Origin of the sequence: Sphingobium sp. MI1205, assembly GCF_001563285.1 — a bacterium.
In the GTDB taxonomy this organism is placed as follows: Bacteria; Pseudomonadota; Alphaproteobacteria; order Sphingomonadales; family Sphingomonadaceae; genus Sphingobium.
On sequence record NZ_CP005188.1, the window covers coordinates 1,247,704 to 1,271,160 of the forward strand.

The following is a 23,457-nucleotide window of genomic DNA, read 5'->3' on the forward strand; positions in this document are numbered from 1 at the left end:
TAGTTCACTCGCCCTTGGGCTGGAAGAGATCCTTGTAGAAGCCGACTGTCTTGACAGTTACGGTGACGGGTGTGTCGCCCTTGTTACGAAAATACCAGCCGTGCGTGCCTTCGAAGGGGGCGGTGAAATCGCCTTGGCCGCCGGTCAATTCCAGTTCCTTCCAATAGTCGGTGAACTCGCCTTCCGCGGCATTGACCTTTTCGCCATGCATCTCCGCCTTGATCGGGCCGGTCGATTTCCACTGGAACACGAAGCTGTCGCCCCTGGTCATGTGCGCCTTCACTTCCTGGCCGCTGTGCGGCTCCAGCGTGATGGTCATTTCGTCCTGACGCCAGGCAGCTGACCTGGAAATGCTATCCTTGGTAGGGATCGCGACCTCGCCGGTCGCAGGTGCGGCTGCGCCTGCACCTGCGCCTGCGGGCGCGGCTTCCTGCGCTTCGCCCGACACCATGCCGGTGAGGCCAAGCGCGGTGCCCACGCCGGTCGGATCGACACCATATTCTGCGGGAAGCACGAACAGGGTCAGGATAGCGGCGGCAGCGATGACCGCCCCACCGGTCGCCTTGGCCAATGTCGAGGAGGAGGGCGAAATCTGTGTCGGCAATGCGGTGATGGTCTGCGTGTTCATGTCAGGCACCTTCCGTGAAATATCCGGCTAGCTGAAAGCCGATTAGGACGAAGCCGGCGGTCATCAGGGCGGCATTGGCCACGATGGCGCTGCGGCGGAAGCTGTCGCTCATGCGCCACAGGTTCATCAGCAGCAGGATGATAGCCAAGGCCATGAACTGGCCCATTTCGACGCCGATGTTGAAGCTGATGAGGTTGGGGATCATCCCGTCCTTCGCCAGCGTGAGTTCCTGCAGCTTCGTTGCGAGGCCGAAGCCGTGGAAGAAGCCGAAGATCAGCACGGCGGCCTTCGGATTGGGCGACACGCCGAACCATGTGCGGAAGCCGTCGAGATTGTCGATCGCCTTGTACACCACCGAAAGACCGATGATGGCGTCGATGATGAAGGGGTTGGCGCGAATGTCGAAGATGACGCCGAGCAGCAACGTGGTGCTGTGTCCGATGGCGAACAGCGTCACATAGGCACCGACGTCCTTTAGCCGGTAAAGGAAGAATATGACCCCGGCGAGGAAGAGCAGATGGTCATATCCCGTGACCATGTGCTTGGCGCCCAGGTACATATAGGGGATGATGTTGACGCCCGAAGCGCCTTCAATGAACGCCCTGTCATTTTCGTTGACGCCATGCGCCCAGAGCGTCGAGCTCATGAGCGCCAGCGCCATCCCGATCAGCAGCAGCGCGACCCGCCGCATGCTGGGGGAGAGGAGCGGGGGGTGGGGCGCGCTGTGCATGGACTGCCTTACTTGGTCTGGAAGGTGGCGAAGGTCTTGGCGCCGCTCTTGTCGACCAGGGCGACGACGATCTTCGCGCCCTTGGCCGCCTTGAAGCCCGGTGCGGACAGCTTGTTGCCGCCTGCGGGCTTGAGCGCCGCCTCGGTCTTCTTGCCCGCGGCGGTCTGTGTCAGCTTGGCCGTGAAGCCTGCGGTGGGCATCGGCTCATCCTCTTCGCTGAGGTAGACGTCGACGCCTCTGGGGCCGGTTACCAGTTCGAACATGGTCTCGCCGGTCATCTGGACCATGCCGCCATGCTGGGGCTTCATGCTGCCATGGGCGTGAAGCATTGCCGGGGCGGCAATCAGGGCGAGGGCGGCGATGCCGGTGCGGAAGATATCGGTTTTCATATGCTTGAACTCCTGATGGATGGGGATCATTCCGGCAGATGCGGCAGGACGAAGGAGAGCGACGCGCGATATTCGCTGTGGTCAGCCTTCGCCTTGTTGTCCGACGCGCCAACATAGATGGCCATCAGCACATTGATGCCCTGGTTGCGGACCTTGATGGTCGCGGTGCCGTCGGCTGCGGTCTTTGCGGGACCAACTTCGTCAGGATCGTTCACATAGTCCGACATGACCGTCACGCCAGCCATCGGCTTGCCCTGATAATAGGCGCGCACCTTGATCGGTTCGCCAGCCTTCTGAGGGATGGTGGCGCCGACCGGGACGAGTTGCAGTGTATGTCCTTCGAACAGCGGCACCTGGCTTTTGGGGATCTGGTTCAGGTGGACGGCATATTTCCAGTTATGTTCGGCAAGGGCGGCGTTGGGCACCTCGTCACGGCCCTTGTTGTGCCATTTGCCGTCCGGGGTCTTGCTCCAAAGGCCGTAGTCCATGACAGCGGCGACGGCCGCGACGGGCTCATCGCTATCGACGACGGGAATCGCGCCTGCTTCACGCAGGCGGGTGGCGACCGGCGTCCAATCCTCGTCATAGCCGGTTACGGCCTTGATCAGCGGCAGGCGTTTGACCGCGTCCAGATCATCGGCGCCGACGCCATAGACCAGAGCAAGCTGGCGCGCGCGCTGGGCAAACCAGATGCCGTGTGCGCTGAGCGGGGTGGCCGCTGCGAGAAGCGTTCCTGCGCACAAGGTGGCGGAAATCAGGCGAGTGAACTTCATCGGCGTGCTCCCATGAGACATTATGACCAATTGAAGACAGGCTATGGCTCCGGCATGCCGATGGATGCCGAATTGGGCGGTTGCGGGAGCAGATTCTGTCAAAAGGCGCCGCCAAAATGCGCAGGCTTGCCGCTGCCTTCTCTACACGCGCAGTCAAAGCGGGCGGAACTGGCAAGCGTATCAGCCGTTTCAGATACATAGCTGATTTCACAAGAAGGATTGTATGATGATCCGGCTCGCCATCATCTCACTCGTCATCGCCGCCGTGCTGGCCATTCTTGGCTTCGGCGGCGCTGCGGGCACTTTCGTGGGGATTGCCAAGATCCTGTTCTTCCTGGCTATCGCGCTGTTCGTGATTTTCCTGGTCCTTGGCCTGCTGGCTGGAAAAGGCATCAAGAACGCCATAGACTAGGGCGATGATCGACATTGGCGCTGGAGTAGATGAAACGGGCAGGCTGCTGCGTGACGAGTCCGGTTTTCTGCTCCAGCGCGACCTGGGCGGAACATTCCGGCTCGTGCTTCTTCGCGTGCCGGTAGACCATGTCGAAAAGCGCGTGCGCGTGCAGGGGTTTTACGCAGGGGACGGCGTGGTCGAAGTGGAAGGCGTCGCTGCCGCCTGAGTTCATCCTGCGACAGCGAGCGTCGGACGGTCAGGCGGTCAGTGGCCCGCTCCGGCCGACAGGCTGGACAGCCGCATCGGTCTGGACGAAGCGCGCGCAAGCGCCCACGCCCCGGTTGTTTTCCAGCGGCAATGCGGTTTCGCAATAGGCGCATTCGGCCATTATGCGGCCCACCAGCCATTGGCTGCGGCCGCAACTGGGGCAATGATTGGCTTCCCCCATATGATAATGGATTATGTATCCCCTTAGGGCCGGGTCAAAAGACTTGCCGGTCGCGAGGCTCGAAACTGGGCGCATCGTCTCTTCCTCCTCAGACATATATTCTCGGGCATCGGGCGTAGAATTTCAGAAATAATTTCAATGCCGAATTGATGCAGCGACAAACGTCAGAGCGTGCGACCCATTTGGGTATCATGGAAGCCCGCTCTTTTGCAGAACGCGGCCACGGCTCAATGTATCCGCTGCGCGACCGCGGCGTCTACAAGAAAGATTCGCCGAACGTCCCATTTCGCGCCTTCGCATTTGACTTGAGGCGAGCAGGCGCTATGGCGGCGCGCATCAAGGGACATACCCGCTTCGGCCATCGGTTGGGGCGCATCCCGCCATCCTGCCAGCCTGGTTCTTCACGGTGCGGCGGACATATGGTGGAATGTCGTTTTCCTCCCGCTCCTGGCTGGGGCAATGCGAGGAGACGCACGACTCATGACCGCCATCGGACAGGATACACTCGGCACGCGCGACACTTTGAATGTCGGGGGCAAGGACATTGCCTATTATTCGCTGAAGAAGGCCGCGGCCAAGCTGGGCGACGTATCGCGTCTTCCCTTCTCGATGAAGGTGCTGCTGGAAAACCTGCTCCGTTTCGAAGATGGCGTCACCGTCACGGTTGAGGACGTTCAGGCGATCGTCGATTGGCAGAAGGACAAGGGCAAGGCCGAGCGCGAGATCCAGTATCGCCCCGCCCGCGTGCTGATGCAGGATTTCACCGGCGTTCCCTGCGTCGTCGATCTGGCCGCGATGCGCGACGCGATGACCGCGCTGGGCGCCGATGCCAGCAAGATCAACCCGCAGGTTCCCGTCCACCTCGTCATCGACCACTCGGTGATGGTCGATGAATTCGGTACGCCCAAGGCGTTCGAGCAGAATGTGGAAATCGAATATCAGCGCAACATGGAGCGCTACGACTTCCTGAAGTGGGGCAGCAAGAGCCTTGCCAACTTCTACGCCGTGCCCCCGGGCACCGGCATCTGCCATCAGGTGAACCTGGAAAATATCGCGCAGGCCGTCTGGTCGAGCGAAGGCCCTGACGGCGTGACCGTCGCTTATCCCGACACCTGCGTCGGCACCGACAGCCACACCACCATGATCAACGGCCTGGGCGTTCTGGGCTGGGGCGTGGGCGGCATCGAGGCCGAAGCGGCGATGCTGGGCCAGCCCGTTTCCATGCTCATCCCCGAAGTCGTCGGCTTCAAGCTGACCGGCGAGCTGAAGGAAGGCGTGACCGCCACCGACCTGGTGCTGACCGCTACGCAGATGCTGCGCGCCAAGGGCGTGGTCGGCCGCTTCGTCGAATATTTCGGCCCTGGCCTCGCTTCGCTGTCGCTGGCCGACCGCGCGACGCTGGCTAACATGGCGCCGGAATATGGCGCGACCTGCGGCTTCTTCGGCATTGACGACAAGACGCTGGATTACATGCGTCTGACAGGCCGCACCGACGAGAATATCGCGCTGGTCGAAGCCTATGCCAAGGAACAGGGCTTCTGGATCGACCCCGCCGTCGAGCCGGTCTTCACCGACACGCTGGAACTGGACCTCGCCACCGTCGTCCCCAGCCTTGCCGGTCCCAAGCGTCCGCAGGACCGCGTGTCGCTGCCGGAAGTCGATGATGTGTTCAACGCCGACATGGCGAACGTCTACAAGAAGGCGCAGCAGCGCGTTCCTGTTGAAGGCAAGGATTTCGACATCGGTGACGGCGACGTCACCATCGCCGCGATCACCAGCTGCACCAACACGTCGAACCCCGGCGTCCTGGTCGCCGCCGGTCTGGTCGCCAAGAAGGCGAACGAACTGGGCCTGAAGCCCAAGCCCTGGGTCAAGACCTCGCTTGCGCCGGGTTCGCAGGTCGTTACCGACTATCTGGAGAAGGCTGGCCTCCAGTCGCATCTCGACGCCGTTGGCTTCAATCTGGTTGGTTATGGCTGCACCACCTGCATCGGCAACTCCGGCCCGCTGGCCGAGCCGATCAGCAAGGCGATCAATGAAAATGGCCTGGTCGCCGCTGCTGTCATTTCCGGCAACCGCAACTTCGAAGGCCGCGTGTCGCCCGACGTGCGCGCCAACTTCCTTGCCAGCCCGCCGCTCGTCGTGGCCTATGCGCTCAAGGGCACGGTGATCGAGGACTTCATCACCACCCCGATCGGCAAGGGCAAGGATGGTCAGGACGTCTATCTGAAGGACATCTGGCCGACCAATGACGAAGTCGCGACCACGATGGCTGGCTGCATGGATCGTGCGATGTTCCAGGCACGCTACGCCAACGTCTATAAGGGCGATGTGCACTGGCAGGCGATCGACGTTACCGGTTCGGCAACCTACGCCTGGCGCGCGGGTTCGACCTACGTCGCCAACCCGCCCTATTTCGAGGGTCTGAGCATGACCCCGGCGCCGGTCAACGATATCATCGAAGCCAAGCCGCTCGCGGTCTTTGGCGATTCGATCACCACCGACCACATTTCGCCTGCTGGTTCGATCAAGGCGACCTCGCCGGCCGGCAAGTGGCTGAGCGAACATCAGGTGGCGCAGGCCGATTACAACAGCTACGGCGCGCGTCGCGGCCATCATGAAGTGATGATGCGCGGCACCTTCGCCAACATCCGCATCAAGAACCTGATGCTGGACGGCGTCGAAGGCGGCATGACCCGTTATGATGGCGAAGTCATGCCGATCTATGACGCGGCGATGAAGCACAAGGCCGACGGCACGCCGCTGGTCGTCATCGGTGGCAAGGAATATGGCACCGGATCGTCGCGCGACTGGGCGGCGAAGGGCACCAACCTGCTCGGCGTCCGCGCCGTCATCGTCGAAAGCTTCGAGCGTATCCACCGTTCGAACCTGGTCGGCATGGGCGTGCTGCCGCTGCAGTTCAAGAATGGTGAGAGCAAGGACACGCTGGGCCTGACGGGTGACGAGACCTTCACCATCCAGAATGTTTCCGGCCTCAAGCCCCGTCAGGATGTCGATGTGCTCGTGAAGCGCGCCGATGGCTCGACCTTCACCTTCACCGCGCTCTGCCGCATCGACACCGTCAACGAACTGGATTACTTCCTGAACGGCGGCATCCTGCAATATGTTCTGCGCAAGCTGGCAGCCTGATCCGCTGACCAATTGATTTGAAAAAGGCCCCCTTCGGATGGAGGGGGCCTTTTTTATATGCGGTGCGCCTGCGCGTGGTATGCACAGCTTGTTTCAGCATCCACGGTGTCCCACAAGCTGTCGCGGGATCTGGCAGAATGGTCTCTCGGCAATAGCGGGGAGATGATGAGGCAGGGGGGCACGTGGCGATTTTCGTGGAACTGGCCGGCTGGATCGGCGCGCTCCTGATCCTGGGCGCCTATATTCTCGTGTCGATCGGGCGTTTGTCAGGTGGTTCTGCTGCCTTCCAGTGGATGAACGCCCTGGGCGCCACCTTCTTCGTGCTGAATACCTGGTGGCATGGAGCCATTCCATCGATGGTGCTGAACATCATCTGGGGCTGCATCGGTTTCGTGGCGCTGTGGCGGATCCGCCGAAGGAAGGCGCCCGGCGGCCAATAGCAGGATTATCATTCCCGCAAGAAAGGCTGAGGTGGTGGCCGCTGCGCCGATTGGCTAGGAGTCGCCTGGCAATGAAAAGAGCGCTTATCGTCCGTCACGTGCCGCGAGAAGGAGCGGCTGGGTATCTCCAGCCGATCGAGGCCGCTGGTTATGAGATCGAGCGGGTCGATGTCGCCAGCCCCGAATTTCATCATGTCGATCTGTGCACGCCTGACCTGCTCATCATGATGGGCGGGCCGATGGGAGTCTATGAGCATGACCTGCATCCATGGATACCGGTGCAGATCGGCAAGCTCGCCGCCCGGTTGGAACAGGATTTGCCGACGCTGGGCGTATGCCTTGGCAGTCAGATGATTGCGGCCGCCCTCGGCGCGCGGGTCTATCCGGGACACAGCATGGAACTGGGCTTCGCGCCGGCCATGTTGAATGGCGCGGGCGTCGATTCGCCGCTTCGGCATCTTCAGGATGTGCCGGTGCTGCATTGGCATAGCGATACGTTCGAGTTGCCGCGTGGCGTTGAGCTACTGGCATCCACATCGGCCTATGAACATCAGGCATTTCGGCGGGGGCCCAACCTGCTGGCGTTGCAGTTTCACGCCGAAATGGGCGAGGATCCACGGTTCGAGGATTGGCTGACCCATTTCTGGGCCGATCTCGACATCGCCAAACAGTGCGGCGTGGCGCTGCGGCGTGATCATGATGAGCACGGCCCCGGCGCGGTCGCGGCGGGCCGATCCATGATCGGGGACTGGCTTGCCCAGTTGCGGGTCTGACCGGCGACTGAGGATCAGAACTCGATGTCGAGTTCTTCCACCTCGTCAGGCTCGTTGCGCGCGTCATCTATCCACTCGCGCATCAGATCCCAGCTGTTGATCGTGTCGCAATAGCCCGCCGCCTTGTCCGACAGCGGGACCGCATAGGTCAGGAAACGCTGGGCTACCGGCGCGAACATGGCGTCGGCAACCGTAGGGCTGTCACCGAACAGCCAGGGGCCACCATAGCTGGAAAGGCATTCGGTCCAGATTGCCTCGACTCGTTCGATGTCGGGTTTAGCGCCTGAAAAGATAGGGAATTTCTTGTGCCTGATTTTCAGGTTCATCGGCAAAGCGGACCGCAGGTTTGCGAAGCCGGAATGGATTTCACCCGATATCGACCGGCAATGCGCGCGGGCGATCCGGTCCTTGGGATACATGCCCGTATTGGGATAGAGTTCGTGCAGATATTCCGCGATCGCCAGCGTGTCCCATACGCTCGCGCCCTCATGGGTAAGGCGGGGTACAAGCACCGAAGGGGTGAGCAGCAGCAGTTCGGCCCGGTTTTCCGGATTTTCCAGCGCGATCATCTTTTCAGAGACGCGCAGCCCTGCCAATCGGCACAGCAGCCACCCCCTCAGCGACCATGAGGAATATACCTTGCTTGATATAGTCAGTTCCGCTGTGGCCATGACATTCCTCCCACTCATTCTTATCTTTCATCAAACATGATGCGGTGCAATATACAAAAAGCGGTATAAATGAACGGAAGGGGCCGAATCGGCCCGGGGGAACATTTTGGGGCACCATTCATATTATGATGATGCTGTATAACGGCTACCAGGCTTTGGAAGACATGCTGGCCCCGGCCCGCTTCGGCGCGCAATTGGCCCTGGGATTGCGTGACAAGATGGGTCCGGCAGCTGACTGGCCCATGTCCCGCCGCATGTTCGCCCTGATGGATGTCTTCCAGGGGGCGAGGCTGACCCACAAGCGCCCGGCCTACGATATTGGAGAAGTGCGCTGCGGCAACGCCCTTGCTGCGGTGCGAGAAGAGGTGCTGCTTGACCTGCCGTTCGGCAACCTGCTCCATTTTGCGAAGGACGATGTTGGAACGGAACAGCCGCGCGTCCTGTTGGTCGCGCCAATGTCCGGCCACTTTTCGACATTGCTGCGCAGTACGGTGCGCACATTGCTGCGCGACCATGACGTATATATCACCGACTGGAAAAATGCGCGCGACGTGCCGTCTTCGGCGGGTCGTTTCGGCTTTGACGACTATGTCGACTATTTGATCACCTTCCTGCAGGAAATGGGTCCGGGCGCCCATATGTTGTCGGTGTGCCAGCCCTGCGTTCCCGCCTTTGCCGCCGTCGCACTGATGGCGGAGGATGACGACGCTGCGACGCCACGGTCCATGACGCTGATGGGCGGTCCGATCGACCCTCGTGCTGCGCCGACGGCGGTCAATGAACTGTCCAATGAGCGGTCGATGGAATGGTTCGAAATGAACCTGATTACTCGCGTACCGCTGCGCTATCCGGGCGCGGGGCGAAAGGTATATCCGGGCTTCCTGCAGCTATCAGCTTTCATGTCGATGAATCTGGAACGCCACGGCGCGCAGCACCGGGAATTGTATCAACTGCTCGCCGACGGCAAGGATGTGGAAGCGGAAAAGATCAAGAGCTTTTACCAGGAATATTTCGCGGTGCTGGATATGACCGCCGAATTCTACCTGGAAACCGTCGATCGCGTCTTCCAGCGGATGCTGCTCGCCAAGGGTGAACTCGAGCATCGGGGCCGCCTGGTCAATCCGGGCGCGATTCGCAAGACCGCGTTGCTGACGGTCGAGGGTGAGAGGGACGATATCTGCGCCGTAGGCCAGACCGCCGCCGCCCATGCGCTATGCACGGGCCTGCGCCCGCACCTTAAGCGCCACCATTTGCAGATCGGCGCGGGCCATTATGGCGTCTTTTCCGGCAGCAAGTGGGAAAAGGAAGTCTTTCCGCAGGTCCGCAACATGATCCTGACGATGAACTGACCTAAGCGCCGCCTTCCGGGCGGCCCCAGATCCATGTGCCGCCGATCAGCGCCGCTGCCACCGGGATCAGCATCCAGGGAAAGGGCACAAGAAGAACAGCCAGCAGTGCGCTGAATCCAAAAGCCAAGAGGGCCGCGCGTTTGCCGCGGCGGCTGATTGCACCCTGTTCACGCCAACGGCGGATGTGCGGCCCGAAATGACGATGATCAAGAAGCCTCGCTTCCAGCGCCGGGCTTGACCGGGCAAAGCAGAACGCGGCCAGGATCATGAAGGGCACCGTCGGCAGCAATGGCAGGAAGATGCCCACTGCGCCGAGCGCCAGAGCGATAAATCCACCGCCCAGATAAAGCGTGCGCCGCATCAGACCGCCGGCAGGCGAAGCCGCACCAGCAGGCCGCCCAGATCTTCGCTTTCCTCCATGCTGACCGCGCCGCCATAGATTTCCGCGACGTCGCGCACGATAGCGAGGCCAAGGCCTGTGCCAGGCTTTCCCGAATCGAGCCGGACGCCACGATCGAAGATACGCGTGCGTTCTTCCTTCGGGATGCCCTCGCCATCGTCCTCGACCATGATTTCGACCATGCCGCCAACGCGGCTTACCGTCGCGAACACGCTGCCGCCGCCATATTTGGCGGCATTTTCGATAAGGTTGCCGAGCATTTCGTCCAGGTCCTGCCGCTCGACGCGAACGGCGGCTTCCTTGTCGCCATCCATGTCGATGCGCGCTTCGGGGTAGAGGCGCTGAACCGCACGCTCGACAGCCTGCAGGCTGGCCCATACCTCCGCCCGGCTCTGGGCCGCGCCACGCCGCCCGACGGCGCGCGCGCGGGCGAGATGATGATCGACCTGACGGCGCATGGTGGTGGCTTCGCGGATCACCGTTTCGCCCAGATCGTCGGCCTGGGCGGTCGCGGCATTCATGATTACCGTCAGTGGGGTCTTCAGCGCGTGAGCGAGATTGCCGGCATGAGTGCGCGCCTCTTCGGCCTGCCGTTCATTATGGGCGAGCAGGGCGTTCAGTTCCTCGACCATGGGCAGCACTTCGGCCGGCATCGGTTCGGTCACACGGTTCTTGTCGCCGGTGCGCATGCGGACGATTTCCTTGCGCACCCGGCGGAGCGGCCGCAGCCCGTAGAGCGTTTGAAGCGTCGTCAGCACGATCAGGCCCAGCGCCAGCAGCGCGAAGCTCTGCGTCAGGGTGGATCGCAATGCGCGGATCTGATCGTCCAAACCCGCGCGGGCGGCAGCGACCATGAACAGCCAGCGGGTTCTGGAGCCGGGGAGGACGATCGTCCGCTCCATGATCCGCAGGTCCTCGCCAGGAAACTGCTTGCTGTCATAGACATGGAAACCACGGTCTTCATGCTCCGGCAGCACCTTGAGCGCGCGGTCCCATAAGGATCGCGATCGCCAGTCCTCATGCCCCTTCGCGCTGATCTGGTAATAAAGGCCGCTATTGGGCTCCAGAAAGCGTTGGTCGGCGAGAGGCCGGTTGAACAGCACTTCGCCGTCCGGGCCGATTTCGGCGGATGCGATCATCGCCGTCAGCACATAGTTGAGGCCATCATCGAAATTGCGCGTGATGGCCGCCGACAGAACCCGGTCGAGCGCTAGTCCGCCGCCCAGCAGCAGGACGCTGATCCACAGCGCCGCGATGCCGATCATGCGGCGGCTGAGCGACCCTGTAGAATGGACCGCGGGATGCGCGAGAGGTTCCGATTGGCTGGCCATGGCGCTTTATGCCGACCCTGGTCGCGTTGATCGGAGAGGGATCGCGGTCAGCGGCCCGGCTCATCCAGGCTGTAGCCAAGGCCACGGATCGTCGTGATGACATCCGCGCCCAGCTTTTTGCGGATGCGCGTCACGAACACTTCGATCGTGTTGGAATCGCGGTCGAAATCCTGATCGTAAATATGCTCGATCAGTTCGGTGCGGCTGACCACCTTGCCCTTGTGATGAAGCAGGTAGGACAGCAGCTTATACTCCTGCGCGGTCAGCTTTACCGGCTCGCCTTTCAGCGTGACCTTGCCTGATCGCGTGTCCAGCCGCACGTCCCCGGCAGTCAGTTCGCTGGACGCGTTGCCCGACGCCCGGCGGATGAGCGCGCGCAGGCGAGCGATCAGTTCCTCGCTCTGAAAAGGCTTTGCCAGATAGTCGTCCGCGCCCGCATCCAGGCCCGCGACCTTGTCCGACCAGCTGTCACGCGCCGTCAATACCAGCACTGGAAATGCCCGGCCTTCCTTGCGCCAGCGGTCCAGCACGGTCAGGCCGTCAATGGTTGGCAGGCCCAGGTCCAGCACAACCGCATCATAATTTTCGGTAGCGCCCAGAAAATGCCCGTCCTCGCCATCCGTCGCGAGGTCCACGGCATAGCCAGCGCCTTCCAGCGTATTGCGGAGCTGTTGCCCGAGGCTCGGTTCATCTTCGACGATCAGCAGACGCATATGGCCCCGTTTCTTTGTATTATACCTTTGGCGCGTTAGTGCGCCCTACCGGTTATATCGCCTGTGCGCCCGTCCGCATCAACCCAAACCACCTTGCCATCCTTCACATATTTCAACCGGTAGCGGTTGGACGAAGGATTGAATTCGGCGCCGAGATAGGTCGCACCGCCCATGGCGGCATCGACCCGGCGCTTGATGAGGGAGAAGGGCATGGTCTGCCCATCCAGCATCGCGCGCCGTGCCGCATCCTGTTCGTCCCGCTGACGTGCTTCAGCATGGGGAGCCGAGGCCACTACCACCGCGATCACTGCCAGGCCGGTAAACAGGATGCTATGCTTCATCGTCATGGGCATGCCATAGCGGCAAGGCATTGAACAGGTGGTGAATGGTGGCGTGAATGCGTTGATTTGCGCCGGATCAGCGCTCCAGGGCGTATTGAACGGTCAATGTCACCGACGATCCCACCTGACCGGGTTCGACCGGCGTCGCGGCGGCTGAATCCGCCTTGAACCTTTGGGTCATCATCGGCATCGGGGGATTGCCGCCGCTGTTGCTTTCCGAAATGGTCAACAGCCGGGCGGATCCGTATCCGGCGGCCTGGGCGTAGAAGTCGGCCTGCATCCTTGCGCTTTTCATCGCGGCCGCCCGCGCCTGGGCCAGCATGGGCGTGGGATCTTCGATGGAGAAGGTCGGCCCGTTCACATTGGTCGCGCCTGCCTCGACCAGTGTATCGAGCAGCGGTCCCACCTTCTTGATATCGCGCAACTTGATCGTGAGCTGGTTCGAGGCCTCATATCCAATGAATCGGGGCGCTGAGGGCTGACCGTCGCGATTGCTGTAGTCATATTGCGCGCTCAAATTGATGCCGCTTGTCTGAATATCCTTCTTGGCGATCCCGGATTTGGCCAGGGTGGCGACAAGGCGTTCCATCTTCGCCGCATTTTCGCGCATCGCCTGCGTTGCGGTCGGCGCGCGCGTCTGGACGCCGGTGCCCACGACAGCCTGGTCGGGCGCGGCTTCCACCGTTTCGGTGACGTTCAGCGTCACGACCGGAGCTGTTTCGGCGATAGTCACGCTGGTCTGCGCGACCGCCATGGCGGGCAGCGAGGCGGCGGCAAGGGCCATCATGGCGAGGGCGGACTTCATTGAGCTTATCTCCTTGGAAAGCGAGCGCCCTGTTTGTGACGCTTGCGATGAACGGACGCTGACACACGTTGAAAGCCTTTGGTCAGCTTCCGGTTCCACGCGCTCTTGCCGCAGCGCGCAGGAAGCCCTAGCTGCACGGCCATGCCCGCACCCATATTCGCCTTTGAAAATCTCGGCCTCAGCCAGGGCACCCACTGGCTTTTCCGTCATCTCGATATTTTTGTGGGAGAGAAGGATCGGCTGGCGCTGATCGGGCGCAACGGGGCGGGCAAGACGACGCTGCTGAAGCTGATCGCTGGCCAGGTGGAACCGGATGAAGGCAATCGGTCGGTCCGTCCCGGCGCGCGCGTCATCATGCTGGAGCAGGATCCCGATGTTCTGGGATTTGCGACGCTGCGGGACTTTGCGCTGGCAGGGCAATACGCGCCGCCCGCGCATGAGGTGGAGGCGATCGCCAGCCAGTTGGGCATCGACCTGTCGCGCGAGGCGGCGACCGCGAGCGGGGGCGAGCGTCGCCGCGCCGCCATAGCGCGTGCGCTGGCGAGCGAGCCCGACCTGCTGCTGCTCGACGAGCCGACCAATCATCTCGACATTGATGCTATCGACTGGCTGGAAGGGTGGTTAGCCCGCTATAACGGGGCGTTCATCGTCATCAGCCACGACCGCGCCTTCCTTACCCGGCTGACGCGGCAGACGCTGTGGCTGGATCGGGGATCGATCCGGCGCAACGAGATCGGCTTTGGCGGTTTCGAGGATTGGATGGAGGCGATCTATGCCGAGGAGGCCCGCGCCGCCGAGAAACTTGACGCCAAGCTGAAGCTGGAGGCGCACTGGTTGCAGCGCGGCGTCACCGCCCGCCGCAAGCGCAATCAGGGACGTCTGGCGAAATTGTGGGAAATGCGCGCCCAGCGTGCTGCGATGGTCGGGCCGCAGGGCGTGGCGAAGATCGCGGTTGCCGCAGATGACAGCAAGACGAAGAGCGTCATCACCGCCGAGCAAGTCACCAAGAATTTTGGTGACCGCACGGTCATCAAGGACTTCACCCTGCGTATTCAGCGTGGCGACCGGATCGGGATCGTCGGCGGCAATGGCGCGGGCAAGACGACGCTGCTCAAGCTGCTGACCGGTGAACTGGCCCCGGATTCCGGCGTCGTCAGGCAGGCCAAGTCGCTCGACATGATCTTCATCGACCAGCAACGCAGCCTGATGCAGCCCGATAAGCGCGTGCGCGACATATTGGCCGAAGGCGGCGACTGGATCGACGTGCGCGGGGTGCGAAAGCATGTTCACGGTTATCTGAAGGAGTTTCTGTTCGATCCTTCGCTGGCGGAAGCGCGGGTTGGCACGTTGTCTGGCGGCGAACGATCACGCCTGTTGTTCGCGCGGGAGTTTGCCCGCGAATCGAACCTGCTGGTGCTCGACGAACCGACCAATGACCTTGACCTGGAAACGTTGGACCTGCTGCAGGAGGTCATCGCCGACTATGACGGCACGGTGCTGATCGTCAGCCATGACCGCGATTTCCTCGACCGGACGGTGACCGTGACGCTTGGCCTCGACGGGTCGGGGCAGGTGGATGTCATCGTCGGCGGCTATGCCGACTGGGTCGCCAAGCGCCAGCCCAGGAACGCGCCCCGTGCGGAAAAGAAGGGCGTTGCTGCCCCGCCGCCGCCCAGGACCGCAGCGACCAAGCTGACCTACAAGGATCAGCGCGATCTGGATCTGCTGCCTGGCAAGATCGAGGAACTGGAAGCGGCCATCGCGCGTGACGAAGATGCGCTGGCCGACCCTGCTCTCTACAGTCGCGATCCCAACCGGTTCGCGGCCCTGACCAAGGCGATAGAGCAGGCGCGCGCCGACAAGGATGCGGCGGAGGAACGCTGGCTGGAACTGGCGGAAAAGGCCGAGGGATTGAACGGCTGACGACAGGGGATCTGACGATGGTGACGATGGAAGGAACAGCAGCAGGCGCGCTTGAACAGGCGCAGGCGCATCATGCCGTCCATTATGTCAACCGCGTCGGATGGCTGCGCGCCGCTGTATTGGGGGCGAATGACGGCATCGTTTCGACCGCCAGCCTGCTTGCGGGCATCGCTGCTTCAGGCGCGTCGTCCGACGTTATCCTGTTGTCGGGAATAGCCGCGCTGTTTGCGGGCGCAATGTCGATGGCGGCCGGGGAATATGTGTCCGTCAGCGCGCAGTCCGACACGGAGCGCGCTGACCTTGCCAAGGAAAAAAGGGCGATAGCGCAGCAGCCTGACGTCGAATTGCAGGAGTTGCGCAACATTTATGTCGAGCGTGGCCTGAAGCCTGAACTGGCGGAAGAGGTCGCGCGGCAGTTGATGGAGGCCGACGCGCTGGCCGCCCATGCGCGCGATGAACTTGGCATTTCGGAAATCAGCACCGCGCGGCCGGTGCAGGCGGCGCTGACGTCCGCCGCGACCTTTTCGGCGGGTGCTGTCGCCCCCGTACTCGCCGCTGCGGTCAGCCCGGCACCAGTGGCTCTTGTCGTCGTCGTTGTGACCTCGCTGCTGTGCCTGGCGTTGCTGGGATATGTTGGCGCGCGTCTGGGCGGCGGCAAGATCGTCCGGTCGGTCGGGCGGGTCGTGTTCTGGGGCATGCTGGCGATGGCGGTGACGGCGGGAGCCGGAAGGCTTTTCGGCGCTGCGATATGATGGCAAGGTCCGCCCCGTTCCAAAATCCCAAGGAGACGATCATGACTGCGATCCAGCAAATTCCGTTGAAGACGATAAAGGGCGCAGATGCCAGCCTGTCCGACTATAGCGGTAAGGTCGTTCTGGCGGTCAACGTCGCCTCCAAATGCGGCCTCACGCCGCAATATGAAGGGCTGGAAAAGCTCTATCGCGATTATAAGGACAAAGGTCTGGTCGTCGCCGGTTTTCCCGCCAATGATTTTGGTGCGCAGGAGCCGGGCAGCAATGACGAGATCGCGACCTTCTGCACCACCAATTTCGGCGTGGATTTCCCGATGTTCGAAAAGATCGTCGTGACCGGCCCGGAAAAGCACCCGCTTTATGCCGCGCTCACCAGCCAGCAGCCCAAGGCGCAGGGCGAGGGTGATGCCTTCCGCGAGAAGCTGAAAGGCTATGGCATGACGCCGACCCAAGAGCCTGAAGTGCTGTGGAATTTCGAAAAGTTCCTGATCGCAAAGGACGGCACTGTGGCCGCGCGCTTCGCCCCCGCGACGACGCCGGACGACCCGGCGCTGGTGGCTGCGATCGAGGCTGAACTCGCGAAGTGAAGTGAGGCGGTCTTTAGTTCAGACCGTACGAACCGCCCGCCAACCAGCATAAAGGAGCGGCGGCGCTGGAAACTCTCCTTCGCCGCCCCTCGACAGGCAGGGGTGGCGAGGGCTAACTCGCATCATGCTGCCACATGCCATCGCCCTTCATCAAATCGGGCCGGTGCTCGAAACATTGAGCATCGTGGGCATCTTCGTCTTTGCTGCGTCCGGTGCGCTGGCCGCCGCACGGCTGGGCCAGACGCTCGTCACCTTCGCCTTCTTTGCGCTGGTGACAGGGGTAGGGGGCGGCACGCTGCGCGATCTGTTGATCGGTGCGCCGGTTTTCTGGGTGCATGATCCGGTCCCAGCCGTCACATGCATGATCGCGGCGCTGCTCGTCTGGTTCACGCCCCGGCGGCTATGGAGCGACCGCGCGCTTGACTGGCTCGACGCCATCGGGCTGGCAGCCTTCGCGGTGTTCGGCGCGGCCAAGGCGATGAGCTATGGCGTTCCGCCCTTTGTCGCGGCGATGATGGGCATTGTGACCGCTTGCGTGGGCGGCATCCTGCGCGATCTGCTGGCGCATGAACCGTCCATCCTGCTGCGGCCCGAACTTTATGTCACCGCCGCCGCCTTCGCCTCGGGCCTTTTTGTGCTGCTGCACTGGTGGGGAATGGATGTGCCTGTCGCAGGCGTCATCGCGGCGCTGCTGGGCTTTCTGCTGCGGGCGATCGCCATTCTGCGCGGGCTGGGGCTGCCGGTTTATCGGGATGAGTGATTGGTCGATTTGGGTGGCTTGTAGACCGGTAGCTTACCCATTCCCCGCCCGCTTGCGGGAGGGGCAGCGAGACTTAATGAGCGGAGCGAATTTAGTCGCAGCGGGGTGGGCCGTCGCAACCTTGTGCAAGCCCACCCCCTAGCCCCCTTCCGCCAGCGGGAGGGGGAATAAGGCCCGCATTGGTCGTCAGCAGTCGAACCCACTCTCGCCCAACTCACCCCCGCAACCACGCACCAATCAGCGCCATCAGCCCCCGCTCATCAGCGGAACTCGAAGCCCTCGGCGCGCCATAGCCCCGGCACTCGAGACAATCGGCGCGCATGCCTGCGCCGCTTAGCAAGCCGCGAACGTCCGCAATCGCCTGCATGGCCCAGCGGCGCTGGATCATCGCCTGACGGCTCAGCATGTCGCGGCCGGTCTCTGCATCTTCGTCTTCGCGTTCCGTCATCGACTGGATGAACTCAGCGAATTTGTCAGGTTCCTTTTCGATCCGATAGGCCTTCGCCTTGGCGGGATCGAGCTTGGCGAGCTTTGCGGCTTCGGCAATCGCGTCCTCCAGCCCACCGAAGCGATCGACGAGGCCAATCTGCCGCGCGGTGCCGCCGTCCCATACGCGGCCCTGTGCGATCGCGTCGATCTGCTGGGGCGATTTGCCTCGCGCCTTGGCGACCAGGCCGACGAAGCGGCCATAGATGTCCTCGACCCCCATCTGCATGATGCGGTCGAATTCGGGCGTCGTGCCACCCGCAAGGTCCGGCTGGCCGGACAGCGGCGTGGTGCGCACGCCATCGGTAGTAATTCCGATCTTTGCCAGCGTTCCTTCAAAGCTGGGCAAGATACCGAAAACGCCAATCGAACCCGTGATCGTGCCGGGTTCGGCAAAGATCATATCGGCGGGAGTCGAAACCCAATAGCCCCCGCTCGCCGCGACATTGCCCATAGAGGCTACGATCGGCAGCCCTTCGCGCTTTGCCTCCAATATGGCCTGCCGGATCTTTTCCGACGCCATCACCGATCCGCCCGGAGAATCGACACGCACGACGAGTGCCTTCAAATCCTTCTCCGACAGGGCTTTGTAGAGCAGGGCTGAGATGGTGTCGCCAGCCGCGCTGCCGGGGCCGGCCTCGCCATCGACGATGTCTCCCGCAATGGTGATGACACCGATCTGGCCATTATTCGCTGGCCTATGGGCCTTTGCATAGGTGGTGAGATCGATGCTGGCGAAGTCCCCGGCGCGATCGTCCGATGGTTCGCCCGCGACCTGGGCCACGCGCTCGCCAAAGGCTGCTTCATCGCCCAGCCGGTCGATCAGCCCTGCATTCTGCCCCGCCTTGGCCAGATTGCCGCGCGCAGCCTCCGCCGCGGCCGCCGGATTGGCGACATAGGCCGCCAGCTTCGCCTTGGGCCGTGCTTTGGATACTTCATCCTGCCAGTCCTGCCACAATGTGTCAGCCAGCGCCTGATTGGCCTGTCGCGCCTCGGGCGATTGGTCGGTGCGGATGAAGGGTTCGACGAAGCTCTTGTAGGTGCCGACGCGATAGACATGGGTGTTGACGCCCAGCTTGTCGATCAACCCCTTGTAATAGAGGCCCGACCCGCCCCGGCCCAATATGGCGACCCCGCCCAGCGGATCGACCCATGTCTCGCTGGCATGGGCCGCCAGTTGGTAGCTGTCGTCGGTATAGATGGTGGCGAAGGCGAAGACCGGCTTCTTCGCTGCGCGCACGGCGTCCAGCGCCTTGCCGACACGGGACAGGGCGACCTGACCACCGCCCATGAAGCCGTCCAGGTTCAGAACGACCGCCTTGACCTTGCTGTCCGTCTTCGCCGCTTCGAGCGCGGTGACGATGTCGGCCAGGCGATATTCCTTCATGTCCGGCCCGGACCCGGCGAGCAGCGAAAAGGGGTCCATCTCCGCAGGCTGTTCGACAATCGTGCCGTCCAGCTTCAGCAGTAGCGCCCCGCTGCTCACGCTGCGGGCAGGCTTGGGAGACCAGGAAAGCGCGGCATAGAGCAGGCCGAAAAAGCCGAGCAGGAACAGCAGCACCAGCCCGTCCTTGATCGCGACCAATATGCGCCAAACGCCCTTCACAAATGCCAAGTTGCCGGTTCCTTTTCCAGATGTCCTTCGAGCTATCCGATCGGCGGACCGACTGCAATGTGGGGCGGAAGGCCCGGCGCACAAGCTTGCGCCCATGATTTCCGGCGCTATGGGATGCGCCAACATTCGCTCTTAGTGCAGGAGACGCGTTTCATGTCCCAACTCGTTCTGATCCGTCATGGCCAATCGGCCTGGAACCTGGAAAATCGCTTCACCGGCTGGTGGGACGTCGACCTGACGGAAAAGGGTGTCGATGAGGCGCGGGCTGCTGGCCGGTTGCTGGCTGAAAAGGGACTGGATTTCGATCGCTGCTTCACTTCGGTCCAGACCCGCGCGATCAAGACGCTGAACCTCGCGCTGGAGGAAATGGGGCGGCTGTGGCTACCGGTTGAAAAGGACTGGCGTCTCAATGAGCGTCATTATGGCGGGCTGACCGGCCTCAACAAGGCGGAGACGGCCGCCAAGCATGGCGACGCGCAGGTGAAGATCTGGCGCCGCAGCTTCGACATTCCGCCTCCGGTGCTGGAGCCGGGCGGTGAGTTCGACCTGTCGAAGGACCGGCGCTATGACGGCATCGCCATCCCCTCGACGGAATCGCTCAAGGACACGATCGCGCGGGTGCTGCCCTATTGGGAAAGCCGGATCGTGCCGGAGCTGAAGGCGGGCAAGCGCGTCCTCATTTCCGCCCACGGCAATTCGCTCCGTGCGCTGGTAAAACATCTGTCGGGCATTCCCGACGATGAAATCACCGAACTGGAAATCCCGACCGGACAGCCGATCGTCTATGAGCTTTCCGACGATCTGACGGCGACGGACCGCTATTATCTGTCGGAGCGCTAAGTCCGCCAAATCCCGCATTGCCCCTTGCCGGTCCTGCCGCTAAGGGGCTTTGCTTTCCGCGCCATCAGGGGAAGTCAGGCGAATGACCGGAGAGAGCGCCGCCACAGTCGGTATCATCATGGGATCGCGGTCCGATTGGGAAACCATGCGCCACGCGTCCGAGACGCTGACGGCGCTTGGCGTAGCCCATGAGTGCAAGGTCGTGTCGGCCCATCGCACGCCGCAGCGCCTCTACGACTATGCCACAGGCGCTGTGTCGCGGGGCCTGAAGGTCATCATCGCGGGAGCCGGGGGTGCGGCGCATCTTCCAGGCATGGCCGCTTCGATGACGCGCTTGCCGGTGCTGGGAGTGCCGGTTGAGTCTAAGTCGCTCAAGGGCATGGATTCGCTGCTGTCCATCGTTCAGATGCCGGGTGGCATTCCCGTCGGCACGCTGGCCATCGGTAAGCCAGGCGCGATCAACGCGGCCCTGCTGGCGGCTTCCATCCTGGCGACCACCGACGATGCTCTGGCCGAGCGGCTGGACATGTGGCGGGAAAAGCAGACCGACGATGTCGCGGAGACTCCGGAATAAGATGACGACGATCCTGCCCGGTTCCACCATCGGCATTCTTGGCGGCGGCCAGCTCGGCCGGATGATTGCGATCGCCGCCGCGCAGTTGGGCTATCGCACCCATATCTACGCGCCGGAAACGAGCGGCCCTGCCGCAGACGTTTCCCCCCGCTGGACCCATGGCGCATATGAGGACGCGTCGGCGCTCGCAGCCTTCGCGGACAGTGTCGATGTCGTCACCTACGAATTTGAGAATATTGATCCCGGCGCGGTCGAGGTGCTGTCCACACATGGATTGGTGCGGCCCGGTGCCGCCGCCTTGCGCGTTGCGCAGGACCGGCTGGCGGAAAAGAATTTCGTCCGCGATCTGGGCGGGCTCACCGCACCCTTCGCCTCGGTCGAGAGCCTTGACGACCTTGAGCAGGCGATCTCCACGATCGGCAGTCGCGCGATCCTGAAAACCAATCGCATGGGCTATGACGGCAAGGGGCAGGCGCGCCTCAATGAGCCGGGCGATGCGGTCGGCGCATGGAACTCGATTGGCAGGCAGAGTGCGATACTGGAAGGCTTCGTCACCTTCGAGGAGGAGTTTTCGGTCATCCTGGCGCGAGGCGTCGATGGCGGCATCCGTTTCTGGGATTCGCCTGCCAACGTCCATGTCGATGGCATCCTTTCCACCTCTACTGCGCCTGGTGGCGAACGGATCGAGGCGCAGGTCGATGCGGCCCGCGCCCTTGCGGCGCAGGTGGCGCAGGCGCTCGACTATGTCGGCGTGCTGACGCTGGAGTTTTTTGCGAGCGCCGATGGTCCCGTCTTCAACGAAATGGCCCCGCGCGTCCATAATAGCGGCCATTGGACGATCGAGGGCGCCGTCACCAGCCAGTTTGAAAATCATGTTCGCGCCATTTGCGGCCTGCCGCTCGGCGACACGGCGCTCGCCGCTAGCAGCGTGTATATGCGCAACCTGATCGGCGAAGAGGCCAATGACTGGCAGGCGATCCTGACCGACCCGGTCAACCACCTGCATCTCTATGGCAAGCATGAGGCGCGCGCTGGCCGCAAGATGGGCCATGTCACCCGGCTGACATTGTGAGTGCAACGGCTGAAATCGTTCTGGTCCTTGCCCGCGCCGATAATGGCGTGATCGGCAGGGACGGGGGCTTGCCCTGGCACTTGCCCGCCGACCTGAAGCATTTCAAGGCCTTGACCATTGGTCATCCCATGATCATGGGACGCAAGACATTTGACAGCCTGCCCGGCTTGCTGCCCGGCCGCCGCCACATCGTCCTGACCCGTGACGTGGAATGGACGGGGGAGGGCGGGGAAGTTGCGCATGACGTTGCCGGGGCGATCCGGCTGGCCGATGCGCCCGTCGTCATGGTGATAGGCGGCGCGGAAATCCACCATCTGTTCCTGCCGCAAGCCGACCGTATCGAACTGACCGAGGTGCATCTGGACCCGCCCGGCGACGCGGCCATACCTTATCCCGATGCTGCCGAATGGCAGGAGGTCGCGCGGCAGGATCATTCCGCACAAGGCGACTATCCCGCCTACAGCTTTGTCACCTTCCGCCGCCGCACTGCGCCATGAAGCCGCATTGCCAGCGGCGGGGCGCGACCCTATAGCCACCGCCATGGAGCGGCTTGAAAGCGGCGTACCGATCCCTGCGCATCTGCGCGGGAGCATCATGGCGCTGGGCAATTTTGATGGGTTTCACCTCGGCCATCAGGCGGTCGTGGGCCGGGCGGTCGTTCGCGCCCGCGCGGAGGGGCGTCCCGTCATCGTCGCGACATTCGATCCGCACCCCATGCGCCTTTTCCGGCCCGACACGCCCTGGTTTCGCCTGACGTCACTGGATCAGCGGCAGGCATTGTTCGCCGCCGCCGGGGCGGATGCGATGCTGGTATTCGCCTTCACGCGCCAACTGGCCGCGTTGGACCCGGAGCAATTCGTCGAACTGCTCGTCGAGGGCATGGGCGTCGCGGGGGTCGTCACGGGACAGGATTTCACCTTCGGACAAGGGCGTAGCGGCACGGTTGCTACGCTGGCCGAGTTGGGCGCAGCCCGCGGCATGAGCGCTGAAGCGGTCGCGCCAGTCACGGATGAAAAGGATGAAGTCGTCTCCTCCAGCCGCATCCGTGCTGCCTTGAGGACGGGGGACTGCGCCGAGGCGACCCGCCTGCTGACCCGGCCCTTCACCATTCAGGGGATCGTCCAGCATGGTGACAAGCTGGGCCGCACGATCGGCTTTCCCACCGCCAATATCGACTTGGGGCACTATCTGCGCCCGGCTTACGGCATCTACGCCGTGCGCGGCCTGCTGCCGGACGGGCGCGTGCTGGATGGTGCGGCAAATCTGGGCGTGCGCCCCAGCTTCAACCCGCCCAAGGAACTGCTGGAACCGCATTTCTTCGACTTTGCCGAAAGCCTCTACGATCAGTGCATCCAAGTGCAGTTGATCGAATATCTTCGCCCCGAAGCGAAATATGATGGGCTGGAAGCACTGACCGCGCAGATTGCCAGGGACTGCGACGCCGCGCGGCAAATCCTTGCGGGAACGCCGCGCCTCGCCTAATGCCGCGCGGATATTCCAGCATATAGTTTAA

Annotated in this window: 27 protein-coding genes; 15 read left to right on the forward strand and 12 right to left on the reverse strand. The window is 62.6% G+C overall.

The genetic code is table 11. From position 1 onward, the window contains the following. Positions 1-4 precede the first annotated feature (4 nt). The 4 genes from K663_RS05970 to K663_RS05985 are packed head-to-tail and all read right to left on the reverse strand — an operon-like array spanning position 5 to position 2,520. On the reverse strand, positions 5-628 hold the full coding sequence (locus K663_RS05970) for a hypothetical protein (RefSeq protein WP_062115355.1): 624 nt from the start codon (positions 626-628) through the stop codon (positions 5-7). Position 629: 1 nt separating this feature from the next. Continuing rightward, the gene (locus K663_RS05975) at positions 630-1,358 is read right to left on the reverse strand and encodes a HupE/UreJ family protein (RefSeq protein ID WP_083535841.1); all 729 of its coding nucleotides are present in this window, start codon (positions 1,356-1,358) and stop codon (positions 630-632) included. A gap of 8 nt (positions 1,359-1,366) precedes the next feature. Further along, positions 1,367-1,747 (reverse strand): hypothetical protein, encoded by a 381-nt coding sequence (locus K663_RS05980; protein ID WP_062120431.1) that lies wholly within the window; start codon positions 1,745-1,747, stop codon positions 1,367-1,369. A gap of 26 nt (positions 1,748-1,773) precedes the next feature. Next, positions 1,774-2,520: a DUF4198 domain-containing protein gene (locus K663_RS05985; protein ID WP_062115358.1), complete on the reverse strand. Its 747-nt coding sequence runs from the start codon at positions 2,518-2,520 to the stop codon at positions 1,774-1,776. A gap of 226 nt (positions 2,521-2,746) precedes the next feature. Between K663_RS05985 and K663_RS05990 the strand changes: the two genes are divergently transcribed. Together K663_RS05990 and K663_RS05995 are read left to right on the forward strand one after the other, a co-directional pair. Then, positions 2,747-2,932 carry a DUF1328 domain-containing protein gene (locus K663_RS05990; RefSeq protein WP_062120434.1) on the forward strand — a complete coding sequence of 62 codons (186 nt, stop codon included), beginning with the start codon at positions 2,747-2,749 and terminating at the stop codon, positions 2,930-2,932. A gap of 4 nt (positions 2,933-2,936) precedes the next feature. Continuing rightward, the gene (locus K663_RS05995; protein WP_062115361.1) at positions 2,937-3,140 is read left to right on the forward strand and encodes a DUF5818 domain-containing protein; all 204 of its coding nucleotides are present in this window, start codon (positions 2,937-2,939) and stop codon (positions 3,138-3,140) included. Positions 3,141-3,170: 30 nt separating this feature from the next. Here K663_RS05995 and K663_RS06000 read toward each other — a convergent pair whose 3' ends face one another. Beyond that, positions 3,171-3,437, reverse strand: coding sequence for a hypothetical protein (locus K663_RS06000; protein WP_062120436.1), 267 nt, complete (start codon positions 3,435-3,437; stop codon positions 3,171-3,173). A 405-nt stretch (positions 3,438-3,842) separates the two neighbouring features. Between K663_RS06000 and acnA the strand changes: the two genes are divergently transcribed. The 3 genes from acnA (at position 3,843) to K663_RS06015 (ending at position 7,725) form a co-directional block, all read left to right on the forward strand. Continuing rightward, entirely contained in the window at positions 3,843-6,512 is a 2,670-nt protein-coding gene (gene acnA, locus K663_RS06005) for an aconitate hydratase AcnA (RefSeq protein ID WP_062115366.1), read from the forward strand. Between the two features lie 182 nt (positions 6,513-6,694). Next, complete coding sequence (locus tag K663_RS06010; RefSeq protein WP_062115369.1) at positions 6,695-6,952, forward strand: CBU_0592 family membrane protein; 258 nt, start codon at positions 6,695-6,697, stop codon at positions 6,950-6,952. Positions 6,953-7,023: 71 nt separating this feature from the next. Further along, a complete protein-coding gene (locus tag K663_RS06015; RefSeq protein ID WP_062115372.1) occupies positions 7,024-7,725 on the forward strand; it encodes a glutamine amidotransferase in 702 nt (233 codons plus the stop codon). 14 nt (positions 7,726-7,739) lie between these two features. On the opposite strand, the gene K663_RS06020 is transcribed toward K663_RS06015, so the two are convergent. Next, positions 7,740-8,396, reverse strand: a complete 657-nt coding sequence (locus tag K663_RS06020) for a glutathione S-transferase (RefSeq protein ID WP_062115375.1) — start codon at positions 8,394-8,396, stop codon at positions 7,740-7,742. A 125-nt stretch (positions 8,397-8,521) separates the two neighbouring features. Here K663_RS06020 and K663_RS06025 point away from each other — a divergent pair, with 125 nt between their 5' ends. Then, positions 8,522-9,745, forward strand: coding sequence for a polyhydroxyalkanoate depolymerase (locus K663_RS06025; RefSeq protein WP_062115378.1), 1,224 nt, complete (start codon positions 8,522-8,524; stop codon positions 9,743-9,745). Between the two features lies 1 nt (position 9,746). On the opposite strand, the gene K663_RS06030 is transcribed toward K663_RS06025, so the two are convergent. The 5 genes from K663_RS06030 to K663_RS06050 form a co-directional block, all read right to left on the reverse strand. Continuing rightward, positions 9,747-10,106 (reverse strand): YbaN family protein, encoded by a 360-nt coding sequence (locus K663_RS06030; protein WP_062115381.1) that lies wholly within the window; start codon positions 10,104-10,106, stop codon positions 9,747-9,749. Further along, the gene (locus K663_RS06035) at positions 10,106-11,410 is read right to left on the reverse strand and encodes a sensor histidine kinase (protein WP_062120439.1); all 1,305 of its coding nucleotides are present in this window, start codon (positions 11,408-11,410) and stop codon (positions 10,106-10,108) included. The genes K663_RS06030 and K663_RS06035 overlap by 1 nt, the downstream gene beginning before the upstream one ends. Before the next feature lie 113 nt (positions 11,411-11,523). Beyond that, on the reverse strand, positions 11,524-12,189 hold the full coding sequence (locus K663_RS06040; protein WP_062115384.1) for a response regulator transcription factor: 666 nt from the start codon (positions 12,187-12,189) through the stop codon (positions 11,524-11,526). Between the two features lie 35 nt (positions 12,190-12,224). After that, complete coding sequence (locus tag K663_RS06045; RefSeq protein WP_062115387.1) at positions 12,225-12,560, reverse strand: hypothetical protein; 336 nt, start codon at positions 12,558-12,560, stop codon at positions 12,225-12,227. A gap of 46 nt (positions 12,561-12,606) precedes the next feature. After that, the gene (locus K663_RS06050; RefSeq protein WP_062115389.1) at positions 12,607-13,335 is read right to left on the reverse strand and encodes an SIMPL domain-containing protein; all 729 of its coding nucleotides are present in this window, start codon (positions 13,333-13,335) and stop codon (positions 12,607-12,609) included. 141 nt (positions 13,336-13,476) lie between these two features. Here K663_RS06050 and K663_RS06055 point away from each other — a divergent pair, with 141 nt between their 5' ends. The 4 genes from K663_RS06055 (at position 13,477) to K663_RS06070 (ending at position 17,357) form a co-directional block, all read left to right on the forward strand. After that, positions 13,477-15,258: an ABC-F family ATP-binding cassette domain-containing protein gene (locus K663_RS06055; protein ID WP_062115393.1), complete on the forward strand. Its 1,782-nt coding sequence runs from the start codon at positions 13,477-13,479 to the stop codon at positions 15,256-15,258. Between the two features lie 26 nt (positions 15,259-15,284). Further along, a complete protein-coding gene (locus K663_RS06060) occupies positions 15,285-16,010 on the forward strand; it encodes a VIT1/CCC1 transporter family protein (protein ID WP_062120442.1) in 726 nt (241 codons plus the stop codon). Positions 16,011-16,051: 41 nt separating this feature from the next. Continuing rightward, entirely contained in the window at positions 16,052-16,597 is a 546-nt protein-coding gene (locus K663_RS06065) for a glutathione peroxidase (RefSeq protein ID WP_062120445.1), read from the forward strand. Between the two features lie 124 nt (positions 16,598-16,721). Next, the gene (locus K663_RS06070) at positions 16,722-17,357 is read left to right on the forward strand and encodes a trimeric intracellular cation channel family protein (RefSeq protein ID WP_062115401.1); all 636 of its coding nucleotides are present in this window, start codon (positions 16,722-16,724) and stop codon (positions 17,355-17,357) included. A gap of 214 nt (positions 17,358-17,571) precedes the next feature. On the opposite strand, the gene sppA is transcribed toward K663_RS06070, so the two are convergent. Continuing rightward, a complete protein-coding gene (gene sppA / locus K663_RS06075; protein ID WP_062115404.1) occupies positions 17,572-19,458 on the reverse strand; it encodes a signal peptide peptidase SppA in 1,887 nt (628 codons plus the stop codon). Positions 19,459-19,611: 153 nt separating this feature from the next. On the opposite strand from sppA, the gene gpmA reads away from it, so the two are divergent. From gpmA to K663_RS06100, 5 genes are all read left to right on the forward strand, one after another. Further along, positions 19,612-20,298 (forward strand): 2,3-diphosphoglycerate-dependent phosphoglycerate mutase, encoded by a 687-nt coding sequence (gpmA, locus tag K663_RS06080; RefSeq protein ID WP_062120448.1) that lies wholly within the window; start codon positions 19,612-19,614, stop codon positions 20,296-20,298. A gap of 82 nt (positions 20,299-20,380) precedes the next feature. Beyond that, a complete protein-coding gene (gene purE, locus K663_RS06085; protein WP_062115407.1) occupies positions 20,381-20,872 on the forward strand; it encodes a 5-(carboxyamino)imidazole ribonucleotide mutase in 492 nt (163 codons plus the stop codon). A gap of 1 nt (position 20,873) precedes the next feature. Further along, positions 20,874-21,944: a 5-(carboxyamino)imidazole ribonucleotide synthase gene (locus K663_RS06090; protein ID WP_062115410.1), complete on the forward strand. Its 1,071-nt coding sequence runs from the start codon at positions 20,874-20,876 to the stop codon at positions 21,942-21,944. Further along, the gene (locus K663_RS06095; protein ID WP_062115413.1) at positions 21,941-22,441 is read left to right on the forward strand and encodes a dihydrofolate reductase; all 501 of its coding nucleotides are present in this window, start codon (positions 21,941-21,943) and stop codon (positions 22,439-22,441) included. Before K663_RS06090 ends, K663_RS06095 begins: the two co-directional genes overlap by 4 nt. Before the next feature lie 43 nt (positions 22,442-22,484). Continuing rightward, positions 22,485-23,426 carry a bifunctional riboflavin kinase/FAD synthetase gene (locus tag K663_RS06100; protein WP_062115416.1) on the forward strand — a complete coding sequence of 314 codons (942 nt, stop codon included), beginning with the start codon at positions 22,485-22,487 and terminating at the stop codon, positions 23,424-23,426. The last annotated feature ends 31 nt before the right edge of the window (positions 23,427-23,457 follow it).